The sequence below is a fragment of the Pseudonocardia parietis genome, assembly GCF_017876315.1.
Classification (GTDB): Bacteria; Actinomycetota; Actinomycetes; order Mycobacteriales; family Pseudonocardiaceae; genus Pseudonocardia; species Pseudonocardia parietis.
The window spans coordinates 25,077-37,736 of the sequence record NZ_JAGINU010000002.1 but is presented as its reverse complement, the minus strand read 5'-3'; the positions used below and the strand labels follow the sequence as shown (position 1 = coordinate 37,736).

At 70.8% G+C, this 12,660-nt stretch carries 8 protein-coding genes; 1 reads left to right on the top strand and 7 read right to left on the bottom strand.

Features of this window, described 5'->3' with window-relative positions:
- Window positions 1-119: 119 nt before the first annotated feature.
- On the bottom strand, window positions 120-1,091 hold the full coding sequence (locus tag JOF36_RS34495) for a metal ABC transporter solute-binding protein, Zn/Mn family (RefSeq protein WP_166666060.1): 972 nt from the start codon (window positions 1,089-1,091) through the stop codon (window positions 120-122).
- Between the two features lie 1,791 nt (window positions 1,092-2,882).
- Here JOF36_RS34495 and JOF36_RS34490 point away from each other — a divergent pair.
- Window positions 2,883-3,656 (top strand): M23 family metallopeptidase, encoded by a 774-nt coding sequence (locus JOF36_RS34490; protein ID WP_085916729.1) that lies wholly within the window; start codon window positions 2,883-2,885, stop codon window positions 3,654-3,656.
- 2,227 nt (window positions 3,657-5,883) lie between these two features.
- Here JOF36_RS34490 and JOF36_RS34485 read toward each other — a convergent pair.
- The 6 genes from JOF36_RS34485 to JOF36_RS34460 all read right to left on the bottom strand — a co-directional run bounded on the left by JOF36_RS34485 (window position 5,884) and on the right by JOF36_RS34460 (window position 12,659).
- Window positions 5,884-6,411, bottom strand: coding sequence for a hypothetical protein (locus JOF36_RS34485; RefSeq protein ID WP_210036473.1), 528 nt, complete (start codon window positions 6,409-6,411; stop codon window positions 5,884-5,886).
- A gap of 341 nt (window positions 6,412-6,752) precedes the next feature.
- Window positions 6,753-7,391, bottom strand: coding sequence for a DUF305 domain-containing protein (locus JOF36_RS34480; protein ID WP_210036472.1), 639 nt, complete (start codon window positions 7,389-7,391; stop codon window positions 6,753-6,755).
- A gap of 69 nt (window positions 7,392-7,460) precedes the next feature.
- Window positions 7,461-7,886: a DUF6153 family protein gene (locus tag JOF36_RS34475; protein WP_210036471.1), complete on the bottom strand. Its 426-nt coding sequence runs from the start codon at window positions 7,884-7,886 to the stop codon at window positions 7,461-7,463.
- A 43-nt stretch (window positions 7,887-7,929) separates the two neighbouring features.
- Window positions 7,930-9,339, bottom strand: a complete 1,410-nt coding sequence (locus tag JOF36_RS34470) for an NADH-quinone oxidoreductase subunit N (protein WP_210036470.1) — start codon at window positions 9,337-9,339, stop codon at window positions 7,930-7,932.
- A gap of 4 nt (window positions 9,340-9,343) precedes the next feature.
- Window positions 9,344-10,849, bottom strand: coding sequence for a complex I subunit 4 family protein (locus tag JOF36_RS34465; protein ID WP_210036469.1), 1,506 nt, complete (start codon window positions 10,847-10,849; stop codon window positions 9,344-9,346).
- A gap of 7 nt (window positions 10,850-10,856) precedes the next feature.
- Complete coding sequence (locus tag JOF36_RS34460; protein WP_307862778.1) at window positions 10,857-12,659, bottom strand: proton-conducting transporter transmembrane domain-containing protein; 1,803 nt, start codon at window positions 12,657-12,659, stop codon at window positions 10,857-10,859.
- Window position 12,660 lies beyond the last annotated feature (1 nt).

Sequence of the window (12,660 nt, the reverse complement as noted above, 5' to 3'; positions counted from 1 at the left end):
GCTGGCTCTGGCCCGAGCCGGATTGCCCCTCCATTCCCGCGTGGCTGCGTTCGAAGGGCCCGCCCTGCGCGAATCGGCTGCCCTGCCACATCTACGGTCGCGGCGCACCCCGGTCTCGGTCAACGGTTGAGTGCCTCGGCGAGCGCGTCGAGGTTGCCGTTCATCCACTGCACATAGTCGCCGGCGCCGTCAGGCAGCGTTTCCGACATCTCGATCACCGGGACGCCTGCCTGCTCGGCGGCGGCGCGGACCTGATCGGTGGTGGCGGACTGCGTCTGAGTGTTGAGGATCAGCGCGTCGACCGAGGGCTGGGTGCGGAACAGATCCAGCATCTGGGCGACGACAGCGGCCGGCGGATCGGTGCCCTCCTCGACCGCAGCCGAGAACTCCGGCGGCGTCACATCCTGCACTCCCGCTGCATCGAGCAGGTAGTTCGGCACCGGTTCGGTGACGGCCACTCGGGCTCGCGGGTGCGCCCGGCCGATCTCGGCGGCCTTACTGGTCAGATTCGCGATGTCGTTGCCGATGGTCTGGGCGTTGCCGCGGAAGGTCTGGGCGGCGGGCGGGTCGATCTCGGCGAGCCGGTCAGCGAGCTGCTGCGCGACCTTCTGCACGGTGGCCGGGTCGTACCAGACGTGCTCGTTGAACGAGCCGTGATCTGCGCCCTCCTCACCGGCGTGCGCCGCATGCTCTGCGGGGCTTTCGCCTTCGTGGCCGCGGTCGCCCGCTTCGGGCACGCCCTCGAGCCCGGAGGCCTCGACGGCGTCGACGACCGGGGCCCGGCTGCCGGAGGCATCGACCAGGCCGGTCATGAACCCGTCGTACCCACCACCGTTCATGAGAATCAGCTGGGCGTCGCCGACGGTAGTCGCGTCCTGCGGGGTCGCCTCGTAGCCGTGCGGAACCGCGTTCATCCCCTCGATGATCGAGTCGACCTGGACGTGGTCGCCGCCGACGGCTCGCGCTACGGAGCCCCAGGCATCGGTGGATACGACGATCCGAACCTGAGCGGCCTCCGGGCCGGCGGGCGCCTCGCCCTGGCCGGCCCCACAGGCAGACAGCACAAGGGGCAGCGCGGCTACCCCGGCCACGAGCGCGGCCGGACGGAATCGGTGTCGGGACACGAATGAACTCCCATCAACACATCGACATACATTTATCGAAAACGATTGTCGATTCATCCTACAGGTGTAGATTCCGTCGCCAATGTGATCTGTGCCCGCTCCCTCCAGACGTCGTGTTGTTCAGCGAGCATCGCGCCGACGAGGCAGATGATCGAGTCGTCAGTCGGAAGATCCCGACCACGTCGGTGCTGCGCGGGGCAGGCAGCACGAACAGCCGGCCACCACGCACCGCGCCGCGCTCGCCGCTGCCCGGGCTGAGCCGCCCAGCGGCGTCCACCCGAGCTGCGGGTGGGGCCAGAAGCTGCCCGACGGGATCCCAGCCGCACTCACCGCGGGGCCGACCAGCGTGGCCAGCCAAGCGGCCTGCCCGTCGAGGACCCCGACGTCGCCGGACACATGCGAGGCGCGCTCGCCTGCGGACAGGAGCGACGATCCGTCGGCGGCGTGCGTCGGTCGCCGAGGCGCTCACCGGGGCGCTCGAGCCGTCTGCTCGCGGGGGCTGGGCACCGCGTCCACTGCGGCGCCCAGCCGGGACGGGCGGATGCACGTGCGCCTGCGACGAGCTGATCGAGGCGTGCCCGAGCAGGTCGGCGAACCAACCGATCCAGCCCGGCCCGCCGCGAGGCCGCGGCCAGCAGCTCCCCGACCGCCGGGCGCATGGGCGCGCCGACCGGGCCGCGGAACAGGTTGACGCACACGAGATCGCTGTCCGCGGTCGCCGCCGATCCGCATCCGCTCGAAACCGTAGGTGTCGAACGCCTGCACCGTCACCGCGTCCAGCGGCACCCCGTCGCGTCGGGCCTTCGCCCTATATGCCCGGTTTGGGCTGCCCTTCCGGTGCAGCACGTGAAGATGCACTCGTGCGACCTCGCAACCCAGCGGCCGCGAGTCGACACGCTCATCACCGCTGCCCATCGCTTCGCCTTTGAGCTCTGTGGAGGGAACCCGAGGATCAAGCGGCGGCCGCACCCATGCCCGGCCGACACGCCGTACACCGCGGCATCGTCCTCAGCGACGCCTACGCCGCCGCCCGCCCCGAGCGATCCGTTCGTGGCACCCCGCGGCGACCAGCCCGGCGCCGTCTGACTCAATCAACCCCAGCCCGACAAGGAGGCGACGCCGCCAGAGCGCTTGACCAATAGTTCAGGCGTCAACCTCAAATGAGCTTGCCAGGGACCAGCGAATCACGCGAATAGTGGCTCTAGGCGAGGCTGGGCACCCGGTCCTCGGGTGCGGCAGATCCGGGTGCTTGCGCCGTGGCTCGCCCCATCTCGATCCCTTCTCGCGGAATGTGACGTTGGCGGCCAACGGAAGGACTTGCGCCGTGGTCCCGCGATGAGCGGTAATCGGGCGTCGCCTCCGATGCTGACCGTTCGGCGCTCGTTCGAGCCCGGTGGTCTCAGGCATTGGTGATGGGGAGGGCAGGCAGGCGAAGCCAGACTAGCGTCCTGGGAGATCAATAACGACCCGGTTACGGGCCGGATACGGCCCGTTCCGGCGACCCGCCCCGTCCGACGGGGGTGGTCCACCGGGCTCGAAATATCGGAAGGACAGGTTGTGGCACGGCACCGCTCCCCCGTGAGCCGGCGCGCACACCTCGGGTTCTCGCCATCGGTCATGTCGGCCGCTGCGGGAACCGGTGGCGCATACCGGCTTGCCGCACTCCCCCAGGTCGACTCCTCCCCGCGCGTGTCGGCTCTGTCCGTTCGAATCATGGCCGCCGCGGTAGCCGGCAGCGCACTCGCAGCCACAGCTCAGATGGTGCTGACCGAGGCACTGCCGTCCGTGCTCGACGGTGACGACGTCCTCCTGCTCGGCGTTGGCGAGCTGTTCACTACCGGAGGTGCGGTCGCACCGGAGGCGGCCGTCCCGGATCCCGCCCTTATTGACGCAGGGGCTGTGCCAGCTAGGGCGCCGATGCTGCGCGAGCCGCAGGTCGTCAGCGCCGCCGATCTGGTCGCGGCGGCCGGACTCGACCAGCCCCCTGCCGAGCAGGCCGCCCGTGCCGCCGTGCAGGCAACCAGCGCCGTCGAGCAGGCGGCCCGGGCCGCGCAGGAGGCGCGAGCCGCCGAGAGTTCTGCACTTGAGGCGGCCCGGACGGGCGGGGACGCTGACACGACGACGGGGTCGGCCACCGCCACAGGCAGCAGCGTGCAAATGATGGTGGGACGTGTCAGCTCCGGCTTCGGCCCGCGCTGGGATGCACAGCATAAGGGCCTCGACATCGCGGCACCGATCGGCACCCCGATCCGAGTCCCGCTCGATGGGACTGTGATCAGCTCTGGGCCGGCGAGCGGATTCGGGCTCTGGGTGCGGGTGCGGCACACCGACGGCACCATCACCCTCTACGGACACATCGACCGCACGTTGGTTGAGGTCGGGCAGCGAGTATCGGCGGGCGAGGTCATCGCCGAGGTCGGCAACCGCGGTCAATCCACCGGTCCGCATCTACATTTCGAGGTCATCGAGCCGGGTGGCGACAACATTAATCCGACCCCATGGCTTGCCGGGCAGGGAATCGACTTCACCTAGTGTGTCGCGCCGGAGCTTCTCAACTTAAATAGCTATGGCAAACAGATGGCTCGCGTGGGCGTACTCGAAGGTGTTTGCGATCGGCCTGTCGGCTGCAGGCAGCCTGGGCGAGCCTCCGACGCGCTTCCACTTGGCGCGGCAGCCGTTTGTACTCTTGGCACCATCTATTTCACGAGGAATAGATTGATCTGCTGTCCGAGGAAATTCATCAACTCGGACTTGTAGAAGCGCCCGTCGTAGTTGATCCAACCTGGCACGACGGGGGTCGACCACCGTAGCCGGGCCCCGAAAGCCCAAATTGGTCCTGCGACCCCGATTCCGCTGTCGGATCGTTCGCGCCATCGACTTGCGTGCAGCCTTGCCGACCAGTGGGACGAGCCCACACATCTGCACCCCGTCACGCCTGTCACGCCTGTCGCGCCTGCGGACAGGAGCACGACGAAAGTCGAAACCCAGAACGTGAAGCTCGTGACCGGGGTAGTCATCATCGCGGCCCGCGCGACGGTCACAGATAACCCCAGACTCCGGGAAAGCGGGCAAGCTCAACCGTGCATCACCATGTGCTTGCCGCGCCTGCCCGTAGTCTGCGTGCCCAGTCTGCGGCAGCCGGTATGTCGATGTGGCGCTCACCGAATGTCCGCACCGGGGGATCAGCTCCGCCGGCGAGCTGACCACCCCCCGCCCGCGCTGATGCGCGTGTGACCCGCAGTCCGAAGCAGCAGGTCGACTTCCGGGGGCGAGTGCAGCGCCGACGGCGGCCGACACGTGCCGCCGCGACGAGTCCCCGGCGAGCATTCAGCGACACCTATGAGCATGCGAGCCCCGTCGTGCCGCGCTCGCACGATTAAGGGGCGTTGCTGTCCTGCGTTGCCTCCTCGGTGCGGTGGTCCGATCACGGGTACTGCCGAGACCCGTTGGCTCCAGACTTATCGGCTCCGCGCAGAACCTGGTAGTACGTGTCGCCGCGGAATCGGACGGGCCGCACGATGCGGCCGTCTGCGCGCCTGCGAACCTGGAGTCGCGATCGTTGCTGCTGGGTGCGTGCCGTAGCCCGTCGCCATCGGCCGAGCGCGTCTCCGCACAGGGCCGGGAGGCGCGGTGTTTCGGTCACGATGTACCTCGCGGATGGTGTGCGTTGGTAGAGCCGGTACGCCGGCGCAGCAGCCGCGCCGCGCGATGCTCAGACCCAGGTCGTCCAGTTGTGCTGCTCGACACCGACGGCGCAACGGGCTCGCGTGGCGTGACCTCGTCCCTGACCCGTGCGGACTGGTCAGCCGAGCGGAGATGGGCCGGCTCGGGTCCAGTACCGGCAGTCGAGCCTGGCGTGGCAGGGACGCCTCTCTCGGCTGGCAGCCGGCCGTCGAGTTCCGTGCGCGGCACTCGAGCGTCGAACGCAACGAGCTCGAGGCCGTGCTCGACGACGGCGGACTGCTCCAGCCAGCGGCCCGTGCGAACCACGGAGAAGGTGATGCCGTTGTCCGCGGTGAGCGCGCCGCGGAGGACGGCGGTGGCGTGGTCGAGGACATGTCGGGACCCGAGGGAGCCGGCTGGCATGCCGGTGTCGTGGAGGCTGAGGAGGAACCGGTCGATAAGCATGTCGGGACTGAAGCCGGGAGCACCGGTCCAGGTCACCATCAGTGACGTCGCCTGGGGCGTCGATGTGCGACCTGCCCGGCTGAGAACCTGCCGGCGACCTTGTCCGGTCAGCAGTGAATCGCTCCGCAGGGCCGAGAGCACGGTGTCTCGTATCCAGCGGAAGCGGCCAGAGTCGTCGTGCATGAGTGCTGCTCCTGGTTGTCGATACCCGCGAGCGGCCGCCGGATCTGAGAAGGATGGGGCCAGCAGCGGGCGAAGGTTGAGAGGGAAGACGGTGATCCGGCGACGGCCTCGTGGCTGCCGATACCGGCGACCGTTGCGACGTGGCCCGTGGTCTCAGGTGGGGTCGTGGCTGTCCGGCCTAGCCATTGCGAGTCGGTCGAACGACACCGACGTGGGCGCGGTGGGCAGGAGCGAGGCAGTCAGCGATGGCGTCGAGGTGTGCCTCTGCGGGCAGTGGGCCGCGACCCGTTCGACTCTGGCGAAGGACGATGCCTGCCGGGAGCCGAGGTCCTGAGCGGCGCTACCCGGTTCCCACGTGGTCGCTGCTCAGAGGGTGTCGTAGGCGCAGTCGGTGCAGAGCCCGTCCGGCCGCTGAGCCCCGGGCGGCGACCGAGCGTCGCGAGAGCACTCAGCAGCCGGGAGCCCCAGCGTCCGGGGGGCCCCGACGAGCTGACTGCAACCTCCAACCGCACCAACGCAGCATCGATCCGTGTCGGCGCACCCGGGGCAGGCGCACGCCGGGGCGTCGCACCGATTGGCTGCGCTGGGTCAGGCGGGGAAGTCGCGCTCGCAAGTAGCCGACCACGAGGTCCGCGGCAGCGCCGCAGATCAGGACCATCGCGACGATCAGCACAGTGGCGGCGAGCTGGGTGCCGGTCACCCCATCCGGAACGAGGCCGTGCCAGACACCAGCCGGTGCCGGCCACTCAAGCCCAGATCCTTCAGCCGAGCGCCCCAGCCACTTGCCCGTGAGATGCAGGGCGGGCTGGGCGACGATGGTCGCGTTGAGAAGGCTCAACAGCCCGCGGAATCGCGGCGCGATCCACCGGCGCAGCCCGGTGACGGCCCCGACCAGTACAACGAGGGCAAGGGTGTGGATCGGGTGTTCGCCGGCGAGCACATCAACCACCAGTGCCGCCCCGACCGTGGCGATCACACCGCAGGTCATGGCGCCTCGTGACTGCGGTACGCCGCCGACGCACGCGGTCCTCGTTCGGGACTGCGCGACCGCTGCCATGCCCCCACTCTCCCTCTGGGCCCTGTGACAGCGCTGAGAGACCATGCTGGGAGTCGACGCGAACAACCTGAGGTGGCGTTCCGGCTGCGCCGTTCCGGCTACGGTGCGGTGACGAGGACCCGCGCCGCTGAGTGGCCCCAGTGGGCAACCACAGAACGTACGGCGACGCACCGAGCCACGCCGACCCCAACACGTGCGCATTGTTCCGGGCGGTGGGCGGCCGTCGCTAATGACGGACGCGCCACCGCCGAGTCATGCCTTTAGCCGAGCATCTCCTGCATCTGAGTGATCTCGGTCTGCTGGGCATCGATGATCTTCTGGGCGAGCGCCTTCGCCTCCGGGTTGCGGCCGTCGCGCAGTTCCGTCTGCGCCATCTGCACGGCACCCTCGTGGTGGGCGATCATCATCTGCAGCCACATCCGGTCGAACTCGACACCGGATGCCTGCTCGAGCTGCTGCATCTGCTGATCACTCATCATGCCCGACATCCCGGACATGCCGTTCTGCTCCATCCCGGGCATGTTGTGCTCCTGGCCCATGCCCGGCATGTCACCGGACTCGGGCGCGCCCCAGGCGGCGAGGAAGCCCTGCAGCTGCTGGATCTCGGGACCCTGCGCCTGCTGGATCGCGGTAGCGAGCTGCTTGACCTGGTCGCTCTCGGCACGGTCGGCCGCCAGATTGGCCATGTCGACCGCCTGCCGGTGATGAGGGATCATGCCCTGGGCGAAAGCGATGTCGGCATCATTGTGATCGGCCGAAACCTGCTGGCCCGCCGCAGACGAGGTCGGCGCGGGCGGTGCCTGGCCGGCCGAGCCGGTGGCCTCCCCACCGCCGCACGCGGACAGGGCGAGGGCCGCAGTGACCGCCGTCGTGGCGAGCGCCATCTTCTTGATCTTCATGGTGGACTCCGTTGCATGTGACCGGTCGTGAGCTGGTGGAATCCAGCGCTCTTCCGCGCTGGGGGTCGATCAGCTCCGCATCACGCACAGCTGGGCAAGACGACGAGACAGAGGTGGCGGTCTGGCAACAGACCGCCGTCGAAGTGAGCTCCGGACGGGCATGACCAGCGAACCGAGCATGGGGCCACCGAGGCGGAGCCCGGCAGCGAGAAGGAACACACCGAGGGCGGTCAGGATGGCCAGGCACAAGTGCAAGGCGTGCTCCGGATCCGACCGGGCGCCATGGTCGCCGGGTACGTCGGCCGGGTCGTTGCCGGGTGACGTCAGGTCGGAGATCGCAGGGATCCCGGCAGCACCATCCGACGGGACGGCGGCCGTGGTCGCGGCGTGCCCGGTCGCGCCCGGCGGGGCGGCCACGAACGCGTGCATGCCCAGCAGCGCGAGCAACACGGGCACGATGAGCAGCAACCGCAGCTCAACCCGTTGATTACTCACCCCGGCCACGGTACCGACGGTGAAGCATGTCGACTTCGGGGGCTCACCCAACGGTGTTCAACACCACCCCACCACCGAGGCCGAGCAGCAGCGACAGCGCGGCGGCACCGAGCGCGGTTCCACGCGCCCAGCCACGAGCCCGGGTCACCGGCCGCTCGTGGTCGGGGCCCGGTTCGCCGAAGGCGGGCGCGATCCAGCGCAGATAGTAGAACAGCGACGCGACGGTGTTGACCACGGCGAGCGCGACCAGCCAGACCAGGCCCCCGTCCACGGTCGCGGTGAACACGACGAGCTTGCCGAGGAACACCGCGGTCGGCGGAGTCCCGACCAACCCCAGCAAGGCGACCACCAGCGCGATCGCGAGTGGCGGATCCCGGTGGAACAGTCCCCGGTGGCCGGCGAGGGTGCGCTGTCCGGTGGCGGCGACGACGGCGAACGCGGCGATGTTGGTGATGGCGTAAGCGGCGAGGTAGAACAGCAGCGCCGGCTGCGCCAGCGGGGCCCGCCCGGCGACGGCGAGGGCCATGAGCAGGTAGCCGACCTGCGAGATGGTCGAGTAGCCGAGCAGCCGCAGCACCGAGGTCTGGGCGAACGCGGCGAGGTTGCCGAGTGTCATGCTCACCGCAGCCAGGATCGCGACGATCAACGGCCAGTCGACGACGTCGGCCGGGACCGCGGTGTCGAGCAGCCGGTAGGTGGCGACCAGGGCGCCGATCTTCGGCAGCGTGGTGATCACCGCGGCGACCGCCGGCGGTGTGCCGTCGGCGACGTCGGGCACCCAGAAGTGGGCGGGAACCGCTCCGGCCTTGAACGCCAGCCCGACGAGCACGGCGATCAGTCCGACCGCCGCGGCGCCGCCCGGTCCGGAGGCGATCCCGTCGGCAACCGCGTCGTAGCCGGTTGCTCCCGCCGTGCCGAACAGCAGGGTCACCCCGGCCACGGTGGTGACGCCGGCGAGCGCGCCGGCGAGGTAGTACTTGAGCGCCGCTTCGGGTGCGGTGCCCTGCTTGGCCCAGCCGGCCAGGGCGTAGAGCGGGACGCTGGCGAGCAGGAACGCCGCGAAGAGCAGGATCAGGTCGGCTGCCCCGCCGAGCAGGATCGAGCCCAGCGCCCCGAGCTGGACGAGGACGACGAACTCGGTCTCGCGGCGGTGTCCGGCGACGGTGTCGCCGCACAGGGCGAGCAGCAGCAGCGTCGCGACGAGCACGATCGCCCGGGTGGCGTGGGTCGCGGTGTCGAGGACGTAGGTCCCGAACACCACGTCCACCGGTCCGGTCGCGGCGACGGTGGTCGCGGCCAGGCCGACGGTGCAGGCCAGTGCGGCCAGTACCCGGATCGTCCACTGGCGTCGGCGTGGGGTCCAGGCGCCGAGCAGCAGCCCGGTGACCGCGCCGAGCAGCAGCGCGATCTCCGGGATCAGGGCGGACGGGTCACTATGGATCGTCATGTCCATGCGATCACCGCGTCACCAGCTCGCCCAGGGTGCGGGCGGCGGGTTCGATCACGTCGAGCAGGACCCGCGGCAGCAGCCCGAGCACGGTCGCCAGGACCAGTAGCGCGCCGATGGCCAGCAGCTCCCGGACGTCGAGGTCGGGGAACGGGCGCGGTGTGCCGGGGGTGTCCGGGACACGGACCTCGCCGGAGAGCATCCGGCCCATGGCGAGCAGGAACAACGCGGCGGTGAGCAGGACGCCGGTCACCGCGACGACGGTCGCGACCGGGACGGCGCCGAGTGCTCCGGCGAAGATCTGGAACTCGGCGATGAACCCGGAGAACCCGGGCAGGCCGAGTGAGGCGAACGCGGCGACGGCGAACAGCCCGGCGAAGCGCGGTGTGCGGGTCGCGAGCCCGCCGTAGGCGGCCATGTCGTAGGTGTGGCCGCGCTCGTGCAGCGACCCGGCCAGCAGGAACAGCGCCGCGGTGATCAACCCGTGGCTGACCATCTGGTAGGTCGCTCCCGCGGTGGCGAGCTGGCGGGCCTGCTCGTCGTCGGCGGTGATCAGGCCGGCGGCGCCGAGCCCGAGCAGGACGTAGCCCATGTGGTTGACCGAGGTGTAGGCGATCATGCGTTTGAGGTCGGTCTGGGCGAGTGCGACCAGGGCGCCCCAGAGCACCGAGATCACACCGAGGATCACCGCGACCAGGGCGAACTGGCGCCAGCTCGCGGGCAGCAGCGGCATCGCGATGCGCACGAAGCCGTAGGTGCCCATCTTGAGCAGGATCGCGGCCAGGATCGCCGACCCGGCCGCGGGAGCCTCGGTGTGTGCCGGTGGCAGCCAGGTGTGGAACGGGAACAGCGGGGTCTTGACCGCCAGCCCGATCCCGATCACCAGCAGGGTCAGCCCGGCGTACCCGCCGCCGTCGGCGAGCGGGTTCTGCTCGGCCAGGGCCGGGATGTCGAAGGTGACCTGTGGTCCGGCCAGGGCGAGCAGGATGAACCCGAGCAGCAGCGCGAGCGAGCCCAGGAAGGTGTAGAGGAAGAACGTCAGCGCCGCCCGCCGCGCCGGGGCGCCGGTGCCCCACCCGGCGATCACGAAGTACATGAACACGATCGACAGGTCGAAGAACAGGAAGAACAGGATCAGGTCGAGCGCGACGAACAGGCCCGCGCTGACCGCCTGCAACGCCAGGAACAGGAGCACGAAGCCCTTCGGCCGGTCGGTGCCGCGCAGCGTGTAGACCGCGGTCGCGGTGAACACGATCGCGGTCAGCGCGAGCAGCGGCAGCGACAGCCCGTCCACGCCGAGGTGATACGAGACCCCGGCGCTGGGGATCCACGCGTAGCGCTCGACGAAGCCGTACCCCGACGCGGGCAGGCCCGACCAGACCCCGGCGATCAGCCCGAGCTGTACCAGCCCGGTCGCGAGCCACGCACTGGCGAACACCGTCGTGCCCGCCCGCGCCGGAACCGCGCACAGCGCGACCGCGACCAGCGCGGGCAGGAAGACGATCAGCGAGAGCATTCCGGGGTCACCTCACGACGATCACGAGGACGGCCAGCGCCGCGAGCAGGGCGAACCCGACCGAGGCCTGCGCGTAGTACTGGTGGATCTGCCCGGTCTGCGGACGACGGGCGGCCCGGCCGAGCGCGCGGGCGCCGTCGGCGAGCCCGGCTACGGCCCGGTCGACGCCGCGCTCACCGTGCCCGGCCACGACCGCGGCCAGCCGCGAGGTGGCACTCGCCGCGCCCGCCGGGACACGGGCGAGCACGCGGTCGTCGACCACGGCCAGAGCTGCTCCCAAGGTCACGACCGGGCCGACGACGTAGCGGAGCGCGAACGCCTCGAGGCCGAGCCACCGGTCCAGCAGGCCTGGCGTCGGGACGCGCTGACCGAACCGCCACACCAGCAGCACGCCGGCACCGGCCAGGACGCCGGACAGCACGAGCTCCCAGACCTGTGGAGCCGGGTCCGGCCGCACCGGGCCCAGTGCCAGGATTCCGGCCCCCGCGGCGGCGAGGGCGAGCACGACCGTCGTGGTCACCGCCGGGAGCGGTATCCGGACCGGAGCAGCACCGGTGGCCGGGAGGTCGGCGGGTTGCCAGGCGAACCACAGCGCGCGTCCGCTGTAGAACGCCGCGGTCCACCCGGCGACCAGTCCGACCAGGTACAGCGCGGGTGAGGAGCCCAGGGCGGCGGCCAGCACGGCGTCCTTGCCGACCCAGAGCCCGAACGGCGGCAGCCCGGCCAGCGCGAGCGCACCGACCGTGAATGCGGCCCCGACCACCGGGTGCCGCCGCGCGGCCCCGCGCAGCCCGCCGGTCAGGCTACGGCTGCCGAGTGTGGCCAGCCACAGGCCGGCGACCAGGAACAGCAGGCTCTTCGCCGCGGCGTGCGCCACGGTCTGCAGCGCCCCGGCCTGCGTCGCGGCGGTCCCGGCGGCCAGCACGATGAACCCGATCTGCGAGCAGGTGGACGCGGCGAGCAGCTGCTTGAGATCGTCCTGGACCGCGGCGACCAGGCCGAGCAGCAGCGCGGTCGCCACCCCGATCCACGCCACGAGCGGGGCCGCCCAGCCGGCCGCTTCCAGGGATGGGGCGATCCGCAGCAGCAGGTAGCCACCGGCGGCGACCATCGTCGCGGAGTGCAGCAGCGCGGAGGTCGGGCTGGGTCCGTGCATCGCCCCGGACAGCCAGAAACTGAACGGCAGCTGCGCGGATTTCCCCAGCGCGGCGACGACGACACCGGCGACCGCGACGTCGCCCCAGACGCCGTCGAGCCCGGCCAGATCCGTCAGCGCCATTGCGCCCGCGCCGCCGGCGAGCATCGCCCCGGCCGCGACGTAGAGGCCCAGGTCGGCGGCCCGTGTGGTCAGGAACGCGACCGTGCCGGCGCGGGCGGCCACCCGGTCGTCGAGCCGGTAGCCGATCAGCGCCCAGCTCGTCGCGCCCATCACCTCCCAGGCCATCAGCAGCGCTGGCAGCGTCGTGGCGGTGACGGTGACCAGCATCGCGGCTGCGAAGACCAGCATCAGGCCGTGGAACCGGCCGGTCCGCAGGCCCTGCTCGGCAGCAGCGACGACCAGCGCGGCCAGCAGCACCGCGGCGACCAGGACGACCAGTACCGCCGAGAGCCCGTCGACGGCGAACCCGGCCCGAATACCGGCCAGCAACGACACCTCGGACGCGGGCCGCGTCGCCGCGGCGGCCACGGCGAGGGCCAGGGTGGCTGCCGCCGTGGCGACACCGGCCGCGGTCGCGCCGCGGGCCGGGTGGGCCAGCAGCAGCACCGCGCCGGCGACGGCCGGGAGGCCGATGAGCACCGCGAGCAGCACC